The organism is Microcystis sp. M44BS1 (genome assembly GCF_020244875.1).
GTDB lineage: Bacteria > Cyanobacteriota > Cyanobacteriia > Cyanobacteriales > Microcystaceae > Microcystis > Microcystis panniformis.
Genome location: NZ_JADBVM010000321.1, coordinates 1 through 22,048, shown reverse-complemented (window position 1 = coordinate 22,048; position 22,048 = coordinate 1). Strand labels below are relative to the sequence as shown.

The following is a 22,048-nucleotide window of genomic DNA, read 5'->3' as shown; positions in this document are numbered from 1 at the left end:
TGCCTGGGGGAAAACAGAACAGTGGTCACGATCGAGTCGATCTGTCACAATGAATACAGGGTAACTAGATATAGAGTCAATTATGGATCAAAAATCTCCACTCACCGTAGTTAGAGCCAAGTCAGCTAAGAATCGTGGTCGTCGGCCAGTATGGAAAGGGATTGTCACCACTTGGATGATTCTGCAAACCTTTGGCCATGTCACTCCTGCTTGGAGTCAAAAAAACCAAAATACCCTCACCTACGGTGAATTGTTAGAGAAGATCGAGCAAGGAAAGGTAAAAAAGGTCGAAATCAATCCTTCTTTGCAGCAGGCAGCAGTTACCCTCGTTGGTCAAACGGACAAGGATCCCCCGAAAGAAGTCAATTTATTTGACCAAAATCCTGAATTAATCAAGAAACTCGATGCTGAAAAAATTGAGTACGGCATTCTCCCCAGCACTGACAATTCGGCCTTGATCAATGTTCTCACTAACCTGTTAGTGATTATTATCGTCTTGGGATTATTGGTGTTTATTATCCGTCGTTCTGCCAATGCTTCCGGTCAAGCGATGAACTTCGGTAAATCAAGGGCGCGGTTTCAGATGGAGGCGAAAACTGGCATAGAATTCAATGATGTGGCGGGTGTGGATGAGGCCAAGGAAGATCTACAGGAAGTGGTGACATTCCTCAAACAACCGGAAAAATTTACGGCTATTGGCGCAAAAATCCCCAAGGGAGTCCTGTTAATCGGGCCTCCGGGGACGGGGAAAACTTTACTGGCTAAAGCGATCGCAGGAGAGGCGGGAGTGCCTTTTTTCAGCATCTCCGGGTCGGAATTCGTGGAGATGTTTGTCGGGGTTGGTGCGTCGCGAGTGCGAGATCTGTTCCGAAAAGCCCAGGAAAATGCCCCTTGTTTGGTTTTTATCGATGAAATTGATGCCGTTGGTCGTCAACGAGGGATCGGTTATGGGGGAGGTAATGATGAACGGGAACAAACCCTGAACCAATTATTGACGGAAATGGACGGTTTTGAGGGAAATACCGGCATTATCGTCATTGCCGCCACCAACCGCCCCGATGTTTTGGATTCGGCCCTGCTGCGTCCGGGTCGTTTCGATCGACAGGTGGTGGTGGATTATCCAGATTTTAAGGGACGTTTGGGCATTTTAGAGGTCCATTCTCGCGATAAAAAGGTGGCTGCCGATGTTACTCTGGAGGCGATCGCCCGTCGCACCCCCGGTTTTACCGGGGCAGATTTGGCTAATATGCTCAACGAAGCGGCGATTTTTACCGCTAGAAGACGGAAAGAGGCGATTACCATGGCGGAAGTCAACGATGCGATCGATCGGATTGTGGCCGGTATGGAAGGGCGCGCTTTAGTTGATAGTAAAGCCAAGCGTTTGATCGCCTATCATGAAGTCGGCCATGCGATTGTCGGTACTCTCTGTCCCGGCCACGATCAGGTGGAAAAAGTCACCCTGATTCCCCGGGGTCAAGCGCAGGGGTTAACTTGGTTCACTCCCGATGAAGAACAGGGTTTAACCAGTCGTTCCCAGTTATTAGCCCGAATTGCGGGATTATTAGGGGGACGGGTGGCGGAGGAATGTGTCTTCGGTGAGGATGAAGTGACCACCGGCGCTGGTAGTGATATTGAAAAAATTACCTATCTGGCCCGACAGATGGTAACGCGTCTGGGAATGTCGGAATTGGGATTAATTGCTCTAGAGGAGGAGGGCAATTCCTATCTGGGGGGTGCTGGCGCTGGTTATCATCCCGACCATTCTTTCGCGATGATGGCGAAAATTGATGCACAAGTACGGGAACTTGTCAAGCAATGCCACGATTTAGCAACAAAACTTATCCTTGACAATCGTGTGGCGATTGATCGCTTGGTGGATATACTGATTGAACAGGAAACCATTGAGGGCGACGAATTCCGGCGTTTATTGACGGAATTTCAGCAACAAGTGGATCGGTCAATGGTGACTAGGGTTTAACTTGCCCTTCGTCTCCTCACTTCGATTCAGTGGTTAGGAGACGATTTCGTCCAAAAATCGGCTAATCAGTCGGACAAAGCCAGAATTAACGACTAACATTGTGAGCAGGAATTTTATTAATGGAATGACCGTTATGATTGCCTTTGCTGGGGGCAATAATATTGGCCTCTAAAGCTGAAGTCATCTCGGCCAACATTTCTAGATTGAAACGATAGCCAACGTTGCGGACGGTTTGAATTAAATTAGGTTGTCTAGGATCGGTTTCGATTTTTTTCCGCAGAGAGAGAACATGAGTATCAATTGTCCGGGGATTATCAATTTCCTCGGGCCAAGCGCGACGCAGTAAATCGGCTCTTGATAGGGGTGTTCCCTCCGCTTGGGCTAAAACGTAGAGTAGGCTAAATTCTTGGGGCGTTAATTCGATATACTCCCCGCGAAATTGTACCCGTCGTTGGGCTAAATCTATTTTTAATTGCCCATAATCCAAGTGTAGGGGAGCAGCCCTACTGCCTAAACGACGAGTTAACACTTCTACCCTAGCCATAAATTCTTGCATTCCAAAGGGCTTTTTCAGGTAGTCGTCGGCCCCGGCTTTTAAACCATTGACCACGTCTTTTTCGCTATTGCGGGCCGAGAGAATCAGTATTAAAGACTGTTTTTGTTGATAAAGCCAACGGCAGAGTTCGATTCCATCCCCGTCCGGCAAGTCGGAATCGATAATTGCTAAGGTTGGTTGACGATGAAGGAAAGCTTGACGCGCACTTTGCAGGGTTGCCGATTGGTTAACCAAATAACCGGCCTGTTGCAGATGCCAAGCTAATAGCGATCGCAAGTGCGGGTTGCCCTCAACAATAGAAATATGGATCGATACCACTTGAGTTTCTGCCCCATTACTGCACAGATTGACACATTGTCAGGGTATCAGAATTAATGTCAAGATGTTGTAACAATCGTAACATTCGTCGGTCGTCAGCTTTGAATCACTGATCAGATGTGAGTTTTCAGTTCACTGATTACTGTTTACTGTTCACTGAAAAAAAGCTCCCCTCTCCTCTTATGCACAAAAAAAACTCGTTTACTTTTCCGTAAACGAGTTTACTTTCCATGATATGATCAATAGTCCTTTGAGTTATTTGGCAACTGCTACCGGTGCTTTGACGGGCTGGGGCTGGGGCTGCAGGTCGCGCAAACTTGGGAAAAGGAAGTGGTTTTCCTCCACATATTGCGCTCCAAACAGTCCTTTTTCAGCCCAGAAATAGCGATCGGTTGTATGCTCGTTACGCTTAACAATCAATAAAGCTGGTGGGCTAATGCCTATAGCTTGAATATACTTACGCGCCGCAGTTACGGGTTTATCCTCGCCACTTTCAATACTATACTGGGGTACAAGTTCAAGTATCTTACGTCCTTCTTGACGACGGCGACTTTTACGTTTCCGTTTTCTGGCCAACCCAATTACCTCCTGTTCTGGCTAATCGTTGTAATGATAGTTACAAAAGCCGTAGCGATTATATCCCTTCTAGACCAAGAAATCAAGTGTCTCTCACAAACCCAATTACAGACAAGTTTGACTAGAAGCTAGACTGAGACTAGGTTTAAGTTTTTCTGACAAAAACACACCCCCAAATCCCGATACAAAACTTATTATTTTTAAACTTTTTTTAATATATACCTTGATCCACCCCGAAAATAGTGACCAAACCCTTGTCCTAATTGCTTTTTGCTGGCTGCCCTCGACCCAAGAGGATGGCCATTCTCTCCTGTGTAAACCGGGAAACAAAACTCGCAACCCTAGCTGTATCTAGGTTTTCTGATTTTTTACTTTTTACTTTCTTGGTATGCCCTTCTCCTCCCCCTCCCGGACTCCCCTGAGTGATGATTTTATTGCCCTCTGTCAAGTGCAGATGGAACTTTTGCGGGAGCAAATGGAAGCGGACAGAAGTGCAGTTTATTTAACTGAACCTTTATCGAGTAATTTAATTCCAGTCGTTGTTTATCCGCCTTTTAACCCCCCTTCTCCCCAAAAAAAGCGGCTTTCCTTACAACCGGGGCAACCGGCGGCAGACTTGTTAACTGCGGTTAAGTTAGAAGATTTATCCCACCTCTGGGGTAATCAGGAGAGCGTCAGCGGTCATCGCTTGTTTTTACCCTTAATGTATGAAGAGGGCATGATCGGATTATTGGTGACAACCCGAGAAAAACGACCTTGGCAAAGTTGGGAATTAACCCAGATGGAAAAAATCACCCAAACCCTCGCTTTGGCCTGTGTACTTGATCGCCAATTGGGAGAAGAACGTTATTATCGACAATGGCAACGACAGCGTCTCGATACCTTTCTCCATCAAATCCGCAATCCCCTCACCGCTTTAAAAACCTTTGGTAAACTTCTACTCAAAAGGCTTTTAGCCGAAGAGGGTAACGATCCCGCCATTACTGGTATCCTGAGAGAAAGCGATCGAGTTCGCGACTTAATTGCCGAATTTGAGGGACAAATTCAGCAAGAAAGCGAAAATTACCCCACCGTCGATATTCCTCTCCTGCAAGCGCAATCTTCCCCCACCGCCTTTCTCTTACCTGCTGGCAGCGGCCAACTAACTCCGATCGATCTCCATGATCTTCTCGATCCGCTGCTCCTTTCGGCCCAAGCGGTAGCCAAAGAGAGAAATCTCAGTCTAGAAACGATTCACGGGGAAGATATACCACTTATTCGGGCCAATATCCCTGGTTTGCGGGAAGTATTCAGTAATTTAATTGATAATGCCCTCAAATATACTCCTGCTGGCGGAAAAGTCACCGTCGAGGTGCATAATGTTAAGAATAGTGTAGAAATTGTTTTTAAAGACACGGGTTATGGTATCCCGACGAGCGATCAAGAAGGAATTTTTCAACGTCACTACCGGGGAGTGCAAGCAGGGGGAGATATACCGGGTACAGGATTAGGTTTAGCGATCGCCAAAGAATTAATTACCAGCATGGGGGGGACGATCGAATTTATCAGTCCCAATCCCGATCCAACAAGTTCCCCCTACCCCGGCACGGTTTTTCGGGTTAGTATGCCGGTTATAGCCGATAGAAATCTTAGTATAGAAGGATGATCTGGTGGTCAATTCTGCCTATTTTCTCCCTCAGGAGATTCCTGGGGCGATCGGTTAAAATATATGGAAAATATCAGTGTCAATGGTAACTTGGCCGTGAACCAGAGAATTAAGTAAATTATGCCAACTATCGAACAATTAGAACCCGCCGATAAGGCCGATGTGGTAGTATATATGCCCTACTATGCCAAGGACAAACATAGTATCCTGCCCTATGCGATCGCTTTGTATCAAGCCGGATCTTTAGAAGGTCGTCGTCGCATAGAAAACAGTGAAGGGATTCCCTTTGTGGCGTCTTGGTATGTATCAAAATTGCCCTCGGAATTGACCCGTTGTCGTTTACAATTTGAAGGACAGGCCGACCTAAGCTATGAGATGACGATTATTAACGCCGAGTTGATCGAATATCTCATCGATGCGATTAAAACCTTTAAGCAGCTAGGTTCAGCCGACTTTTCGCAGGGATTTTATCGGAAACTGCTGCGATTTGAAGAATAAAAGTCGGGATTTTACGGGTTAAAAAGGAGCAAATCGTGGCGAAATCAGCCAAATCTATACTTATCTCTTCCCTGGAACCCCTCAGTGGTAAATCGGGAACTATCGTCGGTTTAGCGCATCTCTTGCGGCAAAAAGGACTAGAGATAAGTTACGGCAAACCAGTGGGCAATTGTCCGGGCTACGTCGATGGGCAATTGGTCGATGAGGATGTAGAATTTATTCGGCAATTATTAGAATTATCCCCCGAACAGCTGCGCTTACCCCTGATCTATACAGATGTGGATTCCGTTGCTAAACGTCTGCAAGGTGCAGATCAACAGGACTACGGCAATATTCTTGCTGGTTATCTTGATCGGATTCACAGTGATATTACCCTCCTCGAAGGGCCGGGGACTCTCTGGGAAGGCAGTATTTTTCAGCTATCGATGGGGGAAATGGCCAAAATTCTCCAAACTCCGATCCTATTGGTGGCCCGCTATAGTTCTCCCCTGATTGCCGATAGTCTGCTGAAAGCGCAACGGGAATTAAATAATCAGCTGCTGGGGGTAGTAATTAGCGATATTCCCACCGATGATTGGGAGGAAGTACAATCCCTCCTGAAACCCTATCTCGCGGGCCAAGGCGTGGAAGTTTTAGGACTGTTACCCGCTAGTAAATTATTGCGTAGTATTAGTGTTCGGGAAATTGTCCATCTTTTGGGGGCCAAAGTATTATGTCGGCCCGATCGTTTAGATTGGATGGTAGAAAGTTTAGCGATCGGGGCGATGAATGTCAACGCCGCTTTAGAATATTTTCGCAAGGGGGAAAATATGGCCGTGATTACGGGTGGCGATCGCACAGATCTCCAGTTAGCTGCCCTAGAAACTTCCACCACCTGTTTAATTTTAACCGGTTCCATCTCTCCAGATCCCCTGATTTTGGGCCGGGCCGAGGATTTAGAAGTACCGATTCTCTCGGTAAATTTAGATACTCTCAGTACCGTGGAAATCGTCGATCAGGCCTTCGGGAAGATTCGCTTACAGGAACAGGTAAAAGTCGCTGGTATTCGAGAATTAATGGAGGAACATTTTCAGATCGATCGCCTGTTAGAAAAGTTAACAATAGGGGCGTAATTTCTCCCCAGCTGCCCAGAATTTCATGGGAAATCCCTTCATGAGTCTATCATCCTCCCCTGTGTCCCCTCCGGTCAAAGAAAATGACTGGAGCTTATTATTAAGATTACTTCCCTACGCAAAAAAGCAAAAAGCCCTGCTATTTTGGTCATTAATACTTCTTTTTCCCCTATCTCTCACGGGGGCAGTCCAACCCTTAATTATCGGTCAAGCGGTCTCCCTTTTGCAAAAGGAACAAACTTGGGATTTTTTGGCTCAAATGCCCTTAACAGCAGCCATTAATACCCTAATTATTATCCTGTCGGTTTCGATTATTTTACGACTGATTTTAGGGACAACACAAGGTTATCTAGTACAGAAAGTCGGTCAGTCAATTACTGCTAATGTCCGGGAAGATTTATTTACCCACGTCACCTCCCTTTCCTCTAGTTTTTTTGATCGCTCTCCCGTGGGACGTTTAGTCACTCGTTTAACCAGCGATGTGGAAGCATTAGGAGAAGTTTTTGCTAGTGGGGCGATCGGAGTTGTCAGTGATCTGGTCAATATTTTAGTTATTATCATCACCATGTTTACCCTGCAATGGCAATTAGCTCTATTGTTGGTGTTGATGTTATTTCCCGTCACCGCTTTAATTATCTTTTTTCAAAAACAATACCGCAGCGCTAACTATCAAGTACGCGAGGAATTATCAAAACTTAATGCCCAATTACAGGAAAATGTAGTCGGAGTTAATATTGTTCAATTATTTCGCCGCGAACGCTTTAACGCTGAAATGTTTCGCACTACCAATACTCAATATCGTCAATCCCTAGATAAAACAATTTTTTATGATTCGGCTGTCTCAGCTACTTTGGAATGGATCGGATTAATTGCCGTGGGAGGAGTATTATGGTTAGGCGGAATTTTGGTTCTCCAGAAAACCATTGATTTTGGGGTTCTATCAGCTTTTATTTTATTCTCCCAACGTCTCTTTAATCCCCTGCGTCAGTTTGCCGAAAAATTTACCATGTTTCAATCGGGTTTTACTGCTATTGAACGCATTGGGGAATTAATCAGTATTCCCATTGAAATCAAAGATTATAACAATTATAAAGAGCTTTATTTTCCCGAAAAACTTAAAACTGGCGAGATTATTTTTGAAAATGTTTGGTTTGGTTATAAACCCGATGAATATATTATAAAAGGTCTCAATTTTACCATTAATCCCGGAGAAAAAGTCGCTTTAGTCGGTCCCACTGGTGCAGGAAAAAGTTCGATTATTCGTCTTCTTTGTCGTCTTTATGAACCGAGTAAGGGCAGAATTCTAGTGGATGGTATCGATATCCGTTATCTTCCCCAAGCGGAATTAAGACGTTATATCGGTGTCATTCTCCAAGAAACTTTTCTCTTTGCTGGAGATGTTACTCGCAATATTACTTTGGGAGAAAATTATGATTTTGAGCAAGTTAAGGCAGCGGCTAAATTAACTAATATCGATCACTTTATCGAGGAGTTACCCGACGGTTATCATACTCTTTTACGGGAACGGGGCGCAAATTTATCGGGAGGACAAAAACAATTACTCGCTTTTGCAAGAGTCGCTATTCGTAACCCCGAAATTCTAGTTTTAGATGAAGCTACCGCTAGTTTAGACGTGGGAACAGAGGTATTAATTCAAGAAGCTTTAGAACAGATTTTAGTCGATCGTACTGCTATTATTATCGCCCATCGTCTCTCTACTATTCGCGATGTCGATCGAATTCTTGTCCTTAAACGCGGGGAATTAGTCGAATCGGGAACCCATGAAGATTTATTAACTAAAGACGGCCTCTACGCTAGTTTATATAAACTGCAAATGTTAGGCACAGATAGTTAATGACAAACCCCCCACTCCCTTCCCAAAATGCCTTCGCCAGAATCCGCTCCATTGATATCACAACTGCAAAAAAAAGTCAATAGTTTAGATGTACCATTTTATGCGCCAGGGCATAAGCAGGGGGAAGGAATCGGGGAAGATTTAAGTAATTTACTGGGAAAAAGCGTTTTTAAAGCCGATTTACCCGAATTACCCGACCTTGATAATTTGTTTGCCCCGACGGGAGTGATTAAAGAAGCGCAAATTTTAGCAGCCGAGACATTTGGGGCAGATAAAAGCTGGTTTTTAGTCAATGGTTCCAGTTGTGGCATTATTGCGGCGATTTTAGCCACTTGCGGCGAGGGAGATAAAATTATTTTGGCGAGAAATATTCATAAATCGGCAATTTCGGGCTTAATTCTCTCTGGGGCGCAACCTATCTTTATCAATCCCGAATATAATCCCACTATCGATCTAAATTTAAATATAACCCCCCAATCCCTCGAAAATGCCCTGAAACTCCATCCCGACGCTAAAGCGGTGATGGTAGTCTCTCCCACCTATCAAGGGGTTTGCTGTGACTTAAAAACTATCGCCCAGATTACCAATCATTATTCTATCCCGCTGCTCGTCGATGAGGCTCACGGGGCGCATTTTGCCTTTCATCCCGATTTACCTCCGGCTGCCCTGTCTCTCGGCGCCGATATGGCTATTCAGTCCACCCATAAGGTTTTAGGGGCCTTAACTCAAGCATCGATGTTACACTTAAAAAGCGATCGCATTAGTTCCGAAAAAGTCGATCGAGCCTTACAATTAGTTCAAACCACTAGCCCTAGTTATTTGCTTCTCGCTTCCCTTGATAGTGCTAGAAAGCAAATGGCGACGCAAGGACTAGATTTACTGACCAAAACCCTCGATTTAGCCGCTACTGCCCGAAAAGAACTCGATAAAATTCCTAATATCTCTGTTTTAGACTTTCCCCATTCTATCCCGGGTTGTCACTGGTTCGATCGCACTCGTTTAACGGTAATTGTCAAAAATTTTGGCTTAACCGGTTACGAAATAGACGATATTTTGCGAGAAAAATACGCTGTCACGGCAGAATTACCGACTTTAAGCCAACTTACTTTTATTATCTCCATCGGCAACCATCGCGAACACATTAATCGCCTCATTACTGCTTTTCAATGCCTTCAATCTCCTTCCTCTACCAGTTTACCCGCGACTCCTGCCCTAGTCATGGGAAATCTGGCTATTTCTCCTAGAAAGGCTTTTTTTGCCCCTACAGAGATAGTATCCCGTAAAAATGCCCTCGATCGTCTTAGTGCTGATGTTATCTGTCCCTATCCTCCCGGTATTCCCGTTTTGATGCCGGGTGAGTTAATTTCTCAGGAAGTCCTCGACTATCTGCAAACTATTTTAGACCTCGGTGGCACGATTACCGGCGGTACTGATGATAATTTGGCAACTTTCAGGGTTTTAAAATAATCGCAAAATTATCTGATATATTAACCGGAAAAAGGCAGTAATAGCAATGGCTCCAATGGCTGCCATCACGGCAATGATAGCAATTTCAGGAAAACTTAGAGTTCCTTGCAGTTGCGGAATTAACAGGAAAACGAGGGTAATTGCGGCTAGAATCGGTAAATCTTTCCCTTCAATCACTTTTTTAAATAATGCCAAAACTAAGCCACCTAAGATCATAAAGGCGATGACAATTCCTGCCGAGGGAACTAAACTATTTAAGGCAATTACTAATAATGTCCCTTCAAACCCCGCAAAGGCAGCATTAGCGAAAGTTTCCCCAAGAGAAAAGCGGGAAGTTTTTCTAATCACCGGAGGAGATGGGGGAATTGGAGAGGGTGGAGGAGATGGAGGAATTGGAGATGGAGGAATTGGAGAGGGGGAAGATGGGGGAATTGGGGAAGGTGGAGGAGATGGGGGAGGAGGATTTAAAGCGGTTAAAACTTCTCCACAGGATTGAAATCTATCCCAGGGATTTGCTAGTAACATTTTATTGAATACTTGGGCTAAATCTGCACTGATATTAGGGGCATAATTTTGCCAATTCCAGACCTGTTTTTGCGGATCGTATAGATCATCAGGATCGCGATTAGTTAAGAGTATAACACAGGTAGCTGCTAGGGCATATAAATCTGTGGATGCCGATACCTGATTGCCTAATTGTTGTTCGGGAGGAGCAAATCCAGCTGAGTAAATTGTTGTGGATTTCTGTTGTGTATTACTAGGGTTATTAGTCGCCTGTTTTACTGCCCCAAAATCGAGTAAATAGAGGCGGCCATTTTTGGATAACATGATGTTAGATGGTTTTATATCCCGGTGAATGGAACCATTTTCATGAATAAATTTGAGGATAAGAAGTAATTCTTTGAGAATGTTTTTAACTTCACTTTCTTGAAAGGGTTTTTGTTGCTGTTGGAGAATTTCTTCTAAGTTTTTACCGTCGATATATTCCTGGGCCAGATAGAAAAATTGCTCTTCTTCTCCCGTTAATTGATTCTTGACTTTTAAAGGGAAAAAAGCATAGAGTTCGGGGATTTGGGGATGTTCTCGGCCTAAATCTTCTAAAACGTGCGCTTCTTGAAAAAATAAGTTTTTCGCTTTTTCTAAAGCTTGGGGACTTAAATTACCAGAAGGTTGAAATTGTTTGAGTACACATTTAGCTTTTTTGGGACTATAACGATCTACTGCTAAAAATGCTGCCCCAAATCCCCCTTGTCCCAATAGACGTTCCGGTAAATAACGTCCCCCCAAAATTAATGGCATCCCGCAAGTAATACAATATTTCTGCTCGATCGAGGTTAAAAGATTGCTATCGTCTAGGTCTAGGCACTGATTACGCGGTTTCGGACAGTGGGGACGCGTACAAATAACTTCCATAATCACCGTTTCCCGTGGTACTGCTCTTAGTTTAGCTACTACCTGCAATTCGGGTTAAAATTTTTATTCTTAAGAAAGAGTTAAAGAGGGGGGTCGTAGGCCGACACGGATACCCATTGTACTACAAGGTTAGCAGAAATTTTGAAGTTTGTCAAGTCTTTGGCTGAAAAAAATTCAGCCAGATAAGGGCGGTTATCTTAATGGTGGGGTAGGAAGTCTCGGTGCTTTTTTTAGTTGAAAGAGCGGGCCAGACGATTAACCCCGGTGTGTAATAACTGTTCCAAGCTTTGGCGATCGCTGATGGCTTGAAAATTGATCACAAAACAGGTTAAACCTAGTCCAAAGAGGATAAAAGTGGGGGCCATAACCACACCAATCATTAACCAGGTGGCGACGTGGAGAAACATGGTGATGGCGAACAACAAAGCTAGGGAAGCAATGGGGAAGATTTGACGGGGAGGACGACCAAAATAGAGAAAAAGAACGGTTAAAAGGGTGGTTACTAAGTTAGCGGGTACTAAAAAGGCACAAATCGAGACGCAATAGTGGCGAGAAAATTCAGCGAGAGTATTAAAATCTATCATGAATAGTAGTTTATAAATCCCTGAGTCTTAGCACTGTCGATTGTAGCGGAAAATTTAGATGATTGGGTTCAAGGTGACTAAAGGCTGTGGTGCAATAGATTTTCGAGAGGGAGCTAAAACGAGGATCGGGGGATAGATCCTCCGGTTATAATGAAATCTGGGAAAATGACACCGCCCTTCGGCTTCTCTGACGGGTCAACCGCATCCCGAAAACTTTTACCCCTTGCTAGGGATAATCGATCGCAGGAAAAATTTTATGAGTAAATTTGTCTTTGTTACTGGGGGAGTCGTCTCCAGTATTGGGAAAGGAATTGTCGCTGCTAGTTTGGGAAGATTGTTGAAAAGTCGGGATTATTCCGTCTCAATTCTGAAATTAGACCCCTATATCAACGTGGATCCAGGCACGATGAGTCCTTTTCAACACGGAGAGGTATTTGTCACCGATGATGGGGCTGAAACCGACCTCGACCTTGGCCACTACGAACGTTTTACCGATACGGAACTCTCCCGTCTCAATAGCGTGACTACTGGCTCGATTTATCAAGCGGTATTGAATAAAGAGCGCCGTGGTGCTTATATGGGGGGAACTGTGCAGGTAATTCCCCATATTACCAACGAAATCAAGGAAAGGATTCTTCGGGTGGCCAAAGATACCAACCCCGATATTGTCATCACAGAAATTGGTGGTACGGTGGGAGATATCGAATCCTTGCCTTTTTTAGAAGCAATTAGGCAATTTAGGAAGGATGTGGGTCGAAATAACGTGATTTATATGCACGTTACCCTAATTCCTTGGATTCCGGCCGCGAAGGAGATGAAAACTAAACCGACGCAACACTCGGTCAAGGAATTAAGATCGATCGGTATTCAACCGGATGTGTTAGTCTGTCGTTGTCATCTACCCCTACAACCGGGATTAAAAGAAAAACTCTCAGCTTTCTGTGATGTGCCGGTGGAATCGGTGATTACTGCTCAGGATGCCAGCAGTATCTACGAAGTGCCTCTTAATCTGGAAAAAGAGGGATTAGCGCAACAAACCCTAGAATTATTAAACCTCAGTCCCCGATACCCCCATCTGGAGGAGTGGGAAAATCTCATCCGACAGATGCAATCCCCTAGTCAAAAATTAGAGATAGCTATCGTCGGGAAATATGTGCAGTTGGGTGATGCTTATCTCTCGGTGGTGGAGGCCCTTAAACACGCTGCTATTGCCCTTGATAGCGAGATAGAATTGCGTTGGGTAAGTGCTGAAGATGTGGATAACGATTCGGCCGAAGCTCATTTAAGCGGTGTTGACGGTATTGTGGTACCCGGTGGTTTTGGTATTAGGGGTGTGGATGGCAAAATTAAGGCGATCGAGTATGCTAGGGTCAATAATATTCCTTTTTTGGGTCTCTGTTTAGGGATGCAGTGTTCGATTATCGAATGGGGTCGCAATGTGGCCCGATTAGAAAGGGCCAATAGTTCCGAATTTGAAGAGGATACACCCAATCCAGTGATTAATTTACTGCCAGAACAGGCAGATGTGGTGGATTTAGGGGGAACAATGCGCTTAGGTCTCTATCCCTGTCGTTTAAATCCCGATAGTCTAGCTTTCTCTCTCTACGGTCAAGAGGTTATCTATGAGCGCCATCGTCACCGTTACGAGTTCAATAATGCCTATCGTAGTCTCTTTTTCGAGACTGGTTATCTGGTTAGTGGCACTTCTCCCGATGGTCGTTTGGTGGAAATTATCGAACTACCAAAACATCCTTTCTTTATTGCTACCCAATTTCACCCCGAATTTCGCTCTCGTCCCAATAAAGCTCATCCCCTCTTTTCTGGTTTCATGAAAGCGGCCCTCAAGGGTAGAGAGCAAAAGTTCTCCCTTATTAGTTAGGGTTTGCTGGTTCTATTGGCTCAAAATCTGGTTTTTTGGGGGGAACCCCCCGAAAATTTCCCGTCTTAACCCCAGTTTGGCCTAGGGTTTTCCGAATTGACGTTGATAAACTACTTCTTCCTTGCCAGATTCCAGTTTAATATCCGAGCGAGGATAGGCCACACATAACAAAGCATAGCCTTCTTTTTGCAGGTCGGGGGATAATCCCATGCCCTCTCCTTGTTCGACGCTACCCTGGGAAAGTTGAGCGGCGCAGGTAGTACATACGCCCGCATTGCAAGAACTGGGTAAGTCAATCCCCGCATCGTAGGCCGCCTGTAGTATAGTTTGATCTTCCCTAACTTCGATCGTTTGTGTTGTTCCTAAATGGGAAATTTCTACTTTGTAGGTTGTGGTCATAGCTAATGAATAATGCTTTGAACTTCACCTATTTTATCATTCTAGATTGCGGATATAAGTAGGGAGGCACAATTTTTGTAGGATGGGTTAGCGGTAGCGTAACATAATCGGGCGTTGGGTTTCATGCTTCAACCCAACCTACGTTCATCTTATGTTTAATTCCACCCACCTACTTAGAAGAGAGGGGGGAAATCTGTACCTAATCAGGTTTTCACCGGTCGGCATATAATTGATTGTCATAAAAGATGATAAGATACTGAAAAGTAGTAACTTTTTCTGGCAATTTGCCCTGTAATTAAAAAAACAAAAGAGAGAATTTGCTTCTCTCTTCTGCTCATGAAAATTATGCCAATTTTCCCATAACCGAGGGGAAGTTATTCTATTTGTAATTGGCTCTCGTGTCTTTAACCGCCGCCCAAAAAAATAGGGCTGTTAGTGGCACACTTGCCGCTAGAATTAAGCCAGTGGTGGTATTGCCTAAATCCGGTTCTCCTGAACTAATTTCAAAGACACAACCCACACCAGCGATCGCTGCAATACAGGATAATAACAATAAAACGCCGCTTTTCGGGGTCATCTTCACTCCTCACCTAAATTAACTAATGCCTTTATTTTGTCACTTTCTCGACGGGTTTCACCGCTTGCACGGAAAAACCGTGTTTTTTTAATTCTTCATTGAGTGCCAAATCGTTATCTACTCTATCCACGAACATGACACCATTAAGATGATCCATTTCGTGTTGAATTGCCCGCGCTAGTAAACCGTTAGCTTGCAGTTTTCGCGGTTTCCCCTGTTCATCTTTATAACTCACTTCGATCGCTTGGGGACGGATGACATCTAAAAACACATCGGGAATACTCAAACAACCCTCTTCCGCTTTGCATAATTCCCGACCATAACCGATAATTTGGGGATTAATCAGAATTAGGGGCGGATTTTCCGGTTTATCGGGTTCACAATCGATGACAATCAATTGTTTATTGACTGCCACTTGCGGAGCCGCTAAACCGATACCATTAGCACTATACATAGTTTGCAGCATTTCTCTGGCTAATTGACGAATGCTGTCATCGACTTTAGCAATTCGCTTGGCTGGTTGACGCAGGACTCGATCGCCGAGATAATGCAGTTCTAAAGGGGGTTTTTCTAATTTGCGTTTTTCTACGGTAATAGTGGCGCTCATAAACTTAATTATCGATGGGATGACACAATTTTGATCTTAGTCACTGGTACTGGGGCATTTCTCCAGAAAAGGGAGGAGAAAGCCCAGACTCTTCATAAAATTTTACACTGATCACAGACAGTTCGTCCATATCAGGAGGTGAGAGATGGGGAGATTTTTCAGTTATCAGTTATCAGTTATCAGTAATCAGTGGGGGAGTGGGGAGATTTTTCAGTTATCAGTTATCAGTAATCAGTGGGGGAGTGGGGAGATTTTTCAGTTATCAGTTATCAGTAATCAGTGGGGGAGTGGGGAGAAGGGAGAAAAAGCTGATTATAACCGGCTACTTATTAGTAATTGGTATTCCTAACCATTGACTTAATTCCGCTGCTAACCATTCAATTTCGGGTTCACTCAGATAGGCTTTTGTATTATTACTAATAGTATATTCTTTAGTCCCCGCCCAAATAGTTAAAGCCATCGGTACATAAACTCGATCGCCCTCGCCATCTTTGGTATGATAACCATCAGCTTTCACCAGTTTATTAATATGTTCCCGTGCCATTTTCTTTTTGCCCGGAAGTGTCAAACCAAAAATTCGCTTAATGGCAACAATTTCTTGACTATTAATAGTGATAATTTCCTCCCCTTTGAGACAATAAATAATCTGGTAAAGCATTCCTAAACCCACATACCAAAAAGGCAAGGAAAAGAGCAGAAAAAACCAACTTATCCACAGAGAAATGGAAACTGCTCCTCCTGTCCATACTAATAAAAAAGCGTTCCAAGCGATGGCAAAGGTTCCAAGATAAATTAATTTAGGGGTAAAACCTTCGGGGGGTAAAAATATTTTAATTTTCTCCTCGTTTTTTTGCAATTGTACCCGACTACTGGCGGGTTTTTCAAGGTTAGAGTAAGTTAATTGCATTTCGTGGAGAGTATTTAAAGCTTGATTTGCCGCCTGTGCTGAAATAAACCTTTTCTCGAGACTAGGTTCAATTAACTGCCCTAACCAATGAACAAAAGCAGGGCTTAAATTGGCTAAATTATTTAATTGAATTTTGCCATCTTTTTGGGGTAAATCGGCGGGATGAATGCCTGTAGCTAGATAGATTAAAGTCGCTCCTAAACTGTATAAATCAGAAGCGGCAACGGTGCGACCACCGAATTGTTCGGGGGGCATATAACCGTAGGTTCCGACGATAGTTAAAGTGGCCTGTTCCTGTTGGGCAACAGTCTGGACAGAACCAAAATCAATTAAATAAACATTGCCGATACTATGACCAGTTCGATCTTTTAGTAAAATATTACTAGGTTTCAAATCCCGGTGGATAATTGGCGGATTAAGTTCATGGAGATAAATTAAAATACCTAGGATAGATTTAGCTAATTCTTGCAGGTCTGCTTCACTAAATTTGCGGCCATTTTCTATCTGTTCCTTGAGAGATTTAGCCTCGATATAACTCTGAACAAGGGCAAAACCTTGATAGGTATCGGTGCGAACTTCAAAATAGTCGATATATTCAGGAATCGAGCGACAATCTAGATGTTTAAGAGTTTCAGCTTCCCGTTGAAAGAGTTTTAAATCTGTCCATTCAAAATCGGGACTGAAGATTAATAATTTGACGACAACAGTAGCGCCCGTTTTTAGATCTTGGGCGAGAAAAGTGCGTCTTCCGGTTTGTTTACCTAACTGACTTTGAATTTGGTATCGATCGCCTAAAATTTGCCCTGGCAGCATACAATATATTCCTAGGAGAATCCTAATTCTAGACTAATCGAGAAATTTCTAAACTGCAAGCTAAGAAAACGTAAGTTTGACCGAATCATCAAAACTTTAGCATCTCCGATGATAACTGCGGCGAAATTCAATTGTATCGCCCGTTTTTCGCTAATCCTTGGACTGGGCTGCTGAGGGAGGTATTTTTTCAGGTTAAAAGAGAAAATAGGCATCAGAAAAGAAAATTGGACCCTCTCCGTCTGGGAAAATTTAGTACAAGTGTTCAGAATAGCAACTGCGGCGCTGCCATGTAGTCTGAAGGAGTAATTTAGATAGTCAACAGCTGAGGGTACAAGGGAGCAGCCAGTTTAATTCCGATCGAGGTGGAGTTTCCTGATATAGTTTTAAAAGCAGTCGGTTCAAGACAAAAAGACATGGTTACTAGGGGCGAACGAGGAGTAGAAGTGAGGAAAAACGAGAGCTTTTCTCTGGCTTCCTATCTGGAGGAAAAGCGGTTAATTGTCGAGTCAGCTTTAGATAGCTCTTTAGTTATCGGCAATCCCGCCAAAATCTACGAGGCGATGCGCTATTCTCTCCTCGCCGGTGGCAAACGGCTGCGGCCGATTTTATGTCTGGCTACCTGTGAATTGATGGGGGGTTCCCTAGAAATGGCTTTACCCACCGCTTGCGCCCTAGAAATGATTCACACTATGTCATTAATTCATGACGATTTACCCGCCATGGATAACGATGATTACCGACGCGGGAAATTAACCAATCATAAGGTTTTTGGCGAAGATATCGCTATTTTAGCTGGGGATGGTCTCCTGGCCTATGCTTTCGAGTATGTGGCTACCCAGACTCGTAATGTACCTCCTGTACAGATTTTAGAGGTAATTGCCCGTTTAGGTCGCACGGTCGGGGCAGCGGGTTTGGTGGGAGGTCAGGTTTTAGACTTGGAATCCGAAGGAAAACCGGATATTTCGGCAGAAACTCTCGGTTTTATCCATACTCAGAAAACCGGGGCCCTGTTGGAGACTTCTGTGGTGTCGGGGGCAGTTTTAGCGGGGGCAAAAGCGGAAGATATAGCTAAATTAGCCCGTTATGCCCAAAATATTGGCTTGGCTTTTCAAATTATCGATGATGTTCTCGATATCACGGCGACAAAGGAGGAATTGGGTAAAACCGCCGGTAAGGATCTACAGGCACAAAAAGCCACCTATCCCAGTCTCTGGGGGATAGAGGGGTCCCGCCAGCAAGCTCAACAGTTAATAGATAGTGCCATCAATGAATTGAGTGGCTACGATGAGGCCGCTGAACCTTTACGGGCCATCGCCGAGTATATTGTTAATCGTAAAAATTAAATTAAACGAATGAGATTATGCAGGACTTCGAGCAGGTGTTACACAATCAAATACTGCTAGTCTCTCTTTTAGCTTGTTTCACTGCCCAGGGACTAAAAGCGCTGATTGAGTTAATCCGCGATGGTAAGGTGAGTCTGCGCTATCTAGTCTCGTCGGGAGGAATGCCTAGCGCTCACTCGGCGCTGGTGGGGGCCTTGGCTACTGGGGTAGGATTACAGATGGGTTGGTCTAGTCCCGAATTTGCGATTGCGGCGCTTTTTGCGGTTATTGTTATGTATGATGCGGCTGGAGTGCGTCAGGCAGCGGGAAAACAGGCCCGGATTCTCAATCAAATTATCGATGAAATGTTCCAGGAGGGCAAGGAATTTAACGAGGAACGTTTAAAGGAATTAATTGGTCATACTCCTTTTCAAGTGCTGGTCGGTTTAAGTTTGGGTATCGGTATCGCCATGGTGCTGCTCTGTCATTAATTGAGGTGTTTTCTGGGGTTGAGATAAACTAGATTTAATAACTGAAAATCCGGGGTAATCACTCATGTTACAATCCCTAAAAATTGAGGGCTTTTGCGGTTTTCAAAGTTTTGAGATGGCCAATCTTGGTACGCCAATTCAAATTTGAAACGCATCAGCAGCAATGTTTGAGATAGAGGCAAAAAGGAATCAAATTAGAAGATGTACCAGACTGAGCCTGAATCCGCCGTATGAAAAGCGATTAAAATCGTCATAATTTCCCCCAGACATAAGCTTATTTTTCGTTGTCGAGTCTTCAGTCCATAAGCAAGTAAGCTTTTTGAGCATTGAGGTGCAAATTATTGGCAAAAATCATCGACAGGACAGAATAAAGCATCTATACTAACCCTAGGGCAAGGTGGCTGAATGGTTTTCTGTTTTTCAGCAGCTCACTTCTCCCTTTTCTTATCCCGAACTCAGGTTATATATAAGGAGAATAATTAACCATGACCGAAAATAGAGGACCGATTCCTGTAGTTGTCAACGGTGCAGCCGGTAAAATGGGACGGGAAGTCATTAAAGCCGTTGCTCGTGCCGACGATATGATCTTAGTGGGTGCAGTGGATCGAAATCCAGCTTTTCGAGGTCAAGATGTGGGGGAAGTGGCCGGTTGTGAACCCCTAGAAGTGCCGATTCTCGACGATTTGCAGAGTGTTTTAGTCCTGGCAACTCAGGAAAAAGTGCAAGGGGTGATGGTGGATTTTACCCATCCCGACGGTGTTTATGACAATACCCGCAGTGCGATCGCCTATGGAGTGCGTCCCGTGGTGGGAACTACGGGATTATCGCCGGCACAACTGCAAGATTTAGCCGAATTTGCCGAAAAAGCCAGCACCGGCTGTTTAGTTATCCCCAATTTTTCCATTGGCATGGTTTTACTACAACAGGCTGCCCTGCAAGCATCTCGCTACTTTGATCATGTAGAAATTATCGAACTGCATCACAATCAAAAAGCAGACGCACCCAGTGGCACAGCCATTAAAACCGCCGAATTACTGGCAGAATTAGGTAAAACCTTTAATCCTGCCCAAGTTTCCGAAAAAGAAACTATCCCCGGCGCTAGAGGCGGTTTAACTGCTGAGAACATCCGTATTCATAGCGTGCGTCTACCCGGTTTAATTGCTCACCAAGAAGTCATTTTCGGTTCCCCCGGGGAAATCTATACCCTTCGTCATGATACCAGCGATCGCTCCTGTTATATGCCGGGGGTTCTCCTCTCTATCCGTAAAGTTACTCAGCTGCAATCCCTCGTCTACGGTTTAGAAAAAATCCTCTAAATCAAGATAGGTAGTGATTTTATTGTAGTGGTGATAGCTCAAACCTTTGCTAATTGGGCATTGTCGTCATCAATAAAGTACCAAACAGTTCGGCACCCCCCTGATCAAGGTAGTAGGGGGGATCGAAGGCAAAATCTATCTTCTATTTAATTAGAACCACTTACCTAAACTCAATGGTAAAATAAGCCCATGAGCGCTTTTCCTACCCCAGAACTCGATAAAATCCTCAAAGAAAAAGATATTCAAGGAGAACAGGAAAGACAAACCCTGCTGGCAAAAACTCAACAATGGCTTCCTGAAAATGCTGTAAAATACGGAATTAATCGAGCTTATATCTTTGGCTCCCTAACTCGTCCCTATAAATTTCACCCCGGTTCTGATGTGGATATTGCCGTCGAAAATATCAATTCCGAATTGCACTTTGATGCTCTTAGTATTCTTTCCTATTATCTGGGGAGAGAGGTAGATATTATTCTGCTGAAAAACTGTCATTTTGCCCACCGCATTCGGGAAGAAGGAATTTTATGGACAACCGACAACTAATTCCGTTGAAAGCTGATATAAATGCTCAATTACAGCTAATCAAAGCGATCGATGGTAAAGTTGCTGTTAGAGCCGAAGGTGTTAATCCCGATGATGTCATTCGCCTAGAAAGCATTGCCTATCAAATCCATAATTTATACAGTGCCACTGAGGATTTACTTAAAATAGTGGCTACCTGTTTTGAAAATCATATTGCCGATACTCGGCAATGGCATACAGCCTTATTAAACAGACAGAATGACTGTCCCTATCCCCGGAATTCGTCCTGCTTTTATTTCTTCAGAAACCGCCGCTTTGTTAAATAGTTTGCGAGGATTTCGGCACTTTTTTCGTCATGCCTACGGCACAAATATTGATTATGAGCAATTGAAAGTTAATTTAGACAGGGCAAGAAAAATCTACAGAAACTTAGAAAAAGATATTCAAATTTTCTTTGAACAATGGGCAGAAAGTTAAGCTAAATCCTCGATATTATAATGATTATGTCGGTTAATAATCCCTATCTTGAATACTGGCAAAAACGCCAAAAAGAACAGCAGGAATATAATCAAAAATTAGCTCAAGAGGCAAGGAAAAATCTTCCGCCAGTTATTGATTATTTAAAAGAAAATTTCCCAATTACAAAAATTATCCTGTTTGGTTCTCTAGTTAAAGGTAAATTTCAGGAAACCTCTGATATTGATCTAGCCGTGGCTGGCATACCCCCAGAAAGTTTTTTTCAAGCTTTAGGAAAAGTTAATTTAATTAGCGCTCGCTGGATTGATTTAAAGCCTATAGAAGACTTAGAACCTCATTTTCTTAAAAGAGTTTTGCAAACAGGAGAATGTCTTTATGCGTCCGATGAGTGCCAGTGAATTACAAGAAATCGCCCTTGATATTGCCACTGAAGTTAATAGATTAAATCGGCTAGAAAGCCAAATGCGTTTAGTTCAAGCGGAAATGCTAACCAACCCGGCACTAGCCGATATTTGTGCCGAAAGTTTAGCCCTAAAACTCCATAACTTCTATACAGGATGTGAACGAATTTTTCAAATTATCGCTTCTGAGTTAAATCCCACATTCCGCACCCTCAACTGTCACAGATCAAAAAAGCCATTAAAGTAGTACATAATAACTAAAATTAATTCAAAGGTTAAAAGGGTTAATGAGAATATATAGCATTAAAAGGGGTATGGAGCGAGAAAGAGAAAAT

Annotated in this window: 24 protein-coding genes; 16 read left to right on the top strand and 8 right to left on the bottom strand. The window is 43.7% G+C overall.

Annotated features, from left to right (window positions below; translation table 11 throughout):
* Window positions 1-82 precede the first annotated feature (82 nt).
* Window positions 83-1,978 carry an ATP-dependent zinc metalloprotease FtsH gene (gene ftsH / locus IM515_RS23875; protein ID WP_287629650.1) on the top strand — a complete coding sequence of 632 codons (1,896 nt, stop codon included), beginning with the start codon at window positions 83-85 and terminating at the stop codon, window positions 1,976-1,978.
* 85 nt (window positions 1,979-2,063) lie between these two features.
* Here ftsH and IM515_RS23870 read toward each other — a convergent pair whose 3' ends face one another.
* Together IM515_RS23870 and IM515_RS23865 are read right to left on the bottom strand one after the other, a co-directional pair.
* On the bottom strand, window positions 2,064-2,852 hold the full coding sequence (locus IM515_RS23870; protein ID WP_002768355.1) for a response regulator transcription factor: 789 nt from the start codon (window positions 2,850-2,852) through the stop codon (window positions 2,064-2,066).
* Window positions 2,853-3,107: 255 nt separating this feature from the next.
* Complete coding sequence (locus IM515_RS23865; protein ID WP_002768353.1) at window positions 3,108-3,428, bottom strand: DUF3155 domain-containing protein; 321 nt, start codon at window positions 3,426-3,428, stop codon at window positions 3,108-3,110.
* A 388-nt stretch (window positions 3,429-3,816) separates the two neighbouring features.
* On the opposite strand from IM515_RS23865, the gene IM515_RS23860 reads away from it, so the two are divergent.
* The 5 genes from IM515_RS23860 (at window position 3,817) to IM515_RS23840 (ending at window position 10,005) form a co-directional block, all read left to right on the top strand.
* Window positions 3,817-5,073: a GAF domain-containing sensor histidine kinase gene (locus IM515_RS23860; RefSeq protein ID WP_287629649.1), complete on the top strand. Its 1,257-nt coding sequence runs from the start codon at window positions 3,817-3,819 to the stop codon at window positions 5,071-5,073.
* Window positions 5,074-5,193: 120 nt separating this feature from the next.
* Window positions 5,194-5,571, top strand: a complete 378-nt coding sequence (gene ebsA, locus IM515_RS23855) for a type IV pilus biogenesis protein EbsA (RefSeq protein WP_272080712.1) — start codon at window positions 5,194-5,196, stop codon at window positions 5,569-5,571.
* A 35-nt stretch (window positions 5,572-5,606) separates the two neighbouring features.
* Window positions 5,607-6,683: a phosphotransacetylase family protein gene (locus IM515_RS23850; protein WP_287629648.1), complete on the top strand. Its 1,077-nt coding sequence runs from the start codon at window positions 5,607-5,609 to the stop codon at window positions 6,681-6,683.
* Window positions 6,684-6,723: 40 nt separating this feature from the next.
* Window positions 6,724-8,538: an ABC transporter ATP-binding protein gene (locus IM515_RS23845; protein ID WP_002768343.1), complete on the top strand. Its 1,815-nt coding sequence runs from the start codon at window positions 6,724-6,726 to the stop codon at window positions 8,536-8,538.
* Between the two features lie 27 nt (window positions 8,539-8,565).
* Window positions 8,566-10,005 (top strand): aminotransferase class I/II-fold pyridoxal phosphate-dependent enzyme, encoded by a 1,440-nt coding sequence (locus tag IM515_RS23840; protein WP_287629647.1) that lies wholly within the window; start codon window positions 8,566-8,568, stop codon window positions 10,003-10,005.
* Here the strand turns inward: IM515_RS23840 and IM515_RS23835 are convergent.
* On the bottom strand, window positions 9,997-11,418 hold the full coding sequence (locus tag IM515_RS23835) for a serine/threonine-protein kinase (RefSeq protein WP_287629645.1): 1,422 nt from the start codon (window positions 11,416-11,418) through the stop codon (window positions 9,997-9,999). The two genes, IM515_RS23840 and IM515_RS23835, sit on opposite strands and share 9 nt — an antisense overlap.
* 230 nt (window positions 11,419-11,648) lie before the next feature.
* Window positions 11,649-12,002: a hypothetical protein gene (locus tag IM515_RS23830; protein ID WP_002789398.1), complete on the bottom strand. Its 354-nt coding sequence runs from the start codon at window positions 12,000-12,002 to the stop codon at window positions 11,649-11,651.
* Window positions 12,003-12,258: 256 nt separating this feature from the next.
* On the opposite strand from IM515_RS23830, the gene pyrG reads away from it, so the two are divergent.
* Complete coding sequence (gene pyrG, locus IM515_RS23825) at window positions 12,259-13,881, top strand: glutamine hydrolyzing CTP synthase (RefSeq protein WP_002768336.1); 1,623 nt, start codon at window positions 12,259-12,261, stop codon at window positions 13,879-13,881.
* A gap of 81 nt (window positions 13,882-13,962) precedes the next feature.
* Here the strand turns inward: pyrG and IM515_RS23820 are convergent, their stop codons facing one another.
* From IM515_RS23820 to def, 3 genes are all read right to left on the bottom strand, one after another.
* Window positions 13,963-14,280: a 2Fe-2S iron-sulfur cluster-binding protein gene (locus IM515_RS23820; RefSeq protein WP_002768334.1), complete on the bottom strand. Its 318-nt coding sequence runs from the start codon at window positions 14,278-14,280 to the stop codon at window positions 13,963-13,965.
* A gap of 379 nt (window positions 14,281-14,659) precedes the next feature.
* Window positions 14,660-14,857, bottom strand: coding sequence for a hypothetical protein (locus IM515_RS23815; protein WP_002731987.1), 198 nt, complete (start codon window positions 14,855-14,857; stop codon window positions 14,660-14,662).
* A 31-nt stretch (window positions 14,858-14,888) separates the two neighbouring features.
* Window positions 14,889-15,464, bottom strand: coding sequence for a peptide deformylase (gene def / locus IM515_RS23810; RefSeq protein WP_287629644.1), 576 nt, complete (start codon window positions 15,462-15,464; stop codon window positions 14,889-14,891).
* A 145-nt stretch (window positions 15,465-15,609) separates the two neighbouring features.
* Here def and IM515_RS23805 point away from each other — a divergent pair, with 145 nt between their 5' ends.
* Window positions 15,610-15,813, top strand: coding sequence for a hypothetical protein (locus tag IM515_RS23805; RefSeq protein ID WP_043995992.1), 204 nt, complete (start codon window positions 15,610-15,612; stop codon window positions 15,811-15,813).
* On the opposite strand, the gene IM515_RS23800 is transcribed toward IM515_RS23805, so the two are convergent.
* Window positions 15,787-17,184 (bottom strand): serine/threonine protein kinase, encoded by a 1,398-nt coding sequence (locus IM515_RS23800; RefSeq protein WP_287629642.1) that lies wholly within the window; start codon window positions 17,182-17,184, stop codon window positions 15,787-15,789. The genes IM515_RS23805 and IM515_RS23800 overlap by 27 nt on opposite strands.
* 413 nt (window positions 17,185-17,597) lie before the next feature.
* Here IM515_RS23800 and crtE point away from each other — a divergent pair, with 413 nt between their 5' ends.
* The 8 genes from crtE (at window position 17,598) to IM515_RS23760 (ending at window position 21,960) form a co-directional block, all read left to right on the top strand.
* Window positions 17,598-18,527 carry a geranylgeranyl diphosphate synthase CrtE gene (gene crtE, locus IM515_RS23795; RefSeq protein WP_072924057.1) on the top strand — a complete coding sequence of 310 codons (930 nt, stop codon included), beginning with the start codon at window positions 17,598-17,600 and terminating at the stop codon, window positions 18,525-18,527.
* A gap of 17 nt (window positions 18,528-18,544) precedes the next feature.
* A complete protein-coding gene (locus tag IM515_RS23790) occupies window positions 18,545-18,997 on the top strand; it encodes a divergent PAP2 family protein (protein WP_002733310.1) in 453 nt (150 codons plus the stop codon).
* Window positions 18,998-19,482: 485 nt separating this feature from the next.
* Window positions 19,483-20,313: a 4-hydroxy-tetrahydrodipicolinate reductase gene (gene dapB / locus IM515_RS23785; RefSeq protein WP_190723297.1), complete on the top strand. Its 831-nt coding sequence runs from the start codon at window positions 19,483-19,485 to the stop codon at window positions 20,311-20,313.
* A gap of 189 nt (window positions 20,314-20,502) precedes the next feature.
* On the top strand, window positions 20,503-20,856 hold the full coding sequence (locus tag IM515_RS23780; RefSeq protein ID WP_287629641.1) for a nucleotidyltransferase family protein: 354 nt from the start codon (window positions 20,503-20,505) through the stop codon (window positions 20,854-20,856).
* Window positions 20,838-21,161: a ribonuclease toxin HepT-like protein gene (locus IM515_RS23775; RefSeq protein ID WP_287629640.1), complete on the top strand. Its 324-nt coding sequence runs from the start codon at window positions 20,838-20,840 to the stop codon at window positions 21,159-21,161. The genes IM515_RS23780 and IM515_RS23775 overlap by 19 nt, the downstream gene beginning before the upstream one ends.
* Window positions 21,094-21,312 carry a ribonuclease toxin HepT-like protein gene (locus IM515_RS23770; protein ID WP_341275525.1) on the top strand — a complete coding sequence of 73 codons (219 nt, stop codon included), beginning with the start codon at window positions 21,094-21,096 and terminating at the stop codon, window positions 21,310-21,312. The genes IM515_RS23775 and IM515_RS23770 overlap by 68 nt, the downstream gene beginning before the upstream one ends.
* Window positions 21,313-21,332: 20 nt before the next feature.
* Window positions 21,333-21,710: a nucleotidyltransferase family protein gene (locus tag IM515_RS23765; protein WP_004159483.1), complete on the top strand. Its 378-nt coding sequence runs from the start codon at window positions 21,333-21,335 to the stop codon at window positions 21,708-21,710.
* On the top strand, window positions 21,688-21,960 hold the full coding sequence (locus tag IM515_RS23760; RefSeq protein WP_287695603.1) for a hypothetical protein: 273 nt from the start codon (window positions 21,688-21,690) through the stop codon (window positions 21,958-21,960). The genes IM515_RS23765 and IM515_RS23760 overlap by 23 nt, the downstream gene beginning before the upstream one ends.
* The last annotated feature ends 88 nt before the right edge of the window (window positions 21,961-22,048 follow it).

What these genes read in the sequence shown, in the direction of transcription:
- pyrG (WP_002768336.1), top strand. Translation starts at nt 12,259, where the DNA reads ATGAGTAAATTTGTCTTTGTTACTGGGGGAGTCGTCTCCAGTATTGGG.
- ebsA (WP_272080712.1), top strand. Translation starts at nt 5,194, where the DNA reads ATGCCAACTATCGAACAATTAGAACCCGCCGATAAGGCCGATGTGGTA.
- IM515_RS23760 (WP_287695603.1), top strand. Translation starts at nt 21,688, where the DNA reads ATGCGTCCGATGAGTGCCAGTGAATTACAAGAAATCGCCCTTGATATT.
- IM515_RS23820 (WP_002768334.1), bottom strand. Translation starts at nt 14,280, where the DNA reads ATGACCACAACCTACAAAGTAGAAATTTCCCATTTAGGAACAACACAA.
- dapB (WP_190723297.1), top strand. Translation starts at nt 19,483, where the DNA reads ATGACCGAAAATAGAGGACCGATTCCTGTAGTTGTCAACGGTGCAGCC.
- def (WP_287629644.1), bottom strand. Translation starts at nt 15,464, where the DNA reads ATGAGCGCCACTATTACCGTAGAAAAACGCAAATTAGAAAAACCCCCT.
- IM515_RS23805 (WP_043995992.1), top strand. Translation starts at nt 15,610, where the DNA reads ATGGGGAGATTTTTCAGTTATCAGTTATCAGTTATCAGTAATCAGTGG.
- IM515_RS23830 (WP_002789398.1), bottom strand. Translation starts at nt 12,002, where the DNA reads ATGATAGATTTTAATACTCTCGCTGAATTTTCTCGCCACTATTGCGTC.
- IM515_RS23765 (WP_004159483.1), top strand. Translation starts at nt 21,333, where the DNA reads ATGATTATGTCGGTTAATAATCCCTATCTTGAATACTGGCAAAAACGC.
- crtE (WP_072924057.1), top strand. Translation starts at nt 17,598, where the DNA reads ATGGTTACTAGGGGCGAACGAGGAGTAGAAGTGAGGAAAAACGAGAGC.
- IM515_RS23790 (WP_002733310.1), top strand. Translation starts at nt 18,545, where the DNA reads ATGCAGGACTTCGAGCAGGTGTTACACAATCAAATACTGCTAGTCTCT.
- IM515_RS23800 (WP_287629642.1), bottom strand. Translation starts at nt 17,184, where the DNA reads ATGCTGCCAGGGCAAATTTTAGGCGATCGATACCAAATTCAAAGTCAG.
- IM515_RS23860 (WP_287629649.1), top strand. Translation starts at nt 3,817, where the DNA reads ATGCCCTTCTCCTCCCCCTCCCGGACTCCCCTGAGTGATGATTTTATT.
- IM515_RS23845 (WP_002768343.1), top strand. Translation starts at nt 6,724, where the DNA reads ATGAGTCTATCATCCTCCCCTGTGTCCCCTCCGGTCAAAGAAAATGAC.
- IM515_RS23780 (WP_287629641.1), top strand. Translation starts at nt 20,503, where the DNA reads ATGAGCGCTTTTCCTACCCCAGAACTCGATAAAATCCTCAAAGAAAAA.
- IM515_RS23770 (WP_341275525.1), top strand. Translation starts at nt 21,094, where the DNA reads ATGACTGTCCCTATCCCCGGAATTCGTCCTGCTTTTATTTCTTCAGAA.
- IM515_RS23840 (WP_287629647.1), top strand. Translation starts at nt 8,566, where the DNA reads ATGCCTTCGCCAGAATCCGCTCCATTGATATCACAACTGCAAAAAAAA.
- ftsH (WP_287629650.1), top strand. Translation starts at nt 83, where the DNA reads ATGGATCAAAAATCTCCACTCACCGTAGTTAGAGCCAAGTCAGCTAAG.
- IM515_RS23835 (WP_287629645.1), bottom strand. Translation starts at nt 11,418, where the DNA reads ATGGAAGTTATTTGTACGCGTCCCCACTGTCCGAAACCGCGTAATCAG.
- IM515_RS23775 (WP_287629640.1), top strand. Translation starts at nt 20,838, where the DNA reads ATGGACAACCGACAACTAATTCCGTTGAAAGCTGATATAAATGCTCAA.
- IM515_RS23815 (WP_002731987.1), bottom strand. Translation starts at nt 14,857, where the DNA reads ATGACCCCGAAAAGCGGCGTTTTATTGTTATTATCCTGTATTGCAGCG.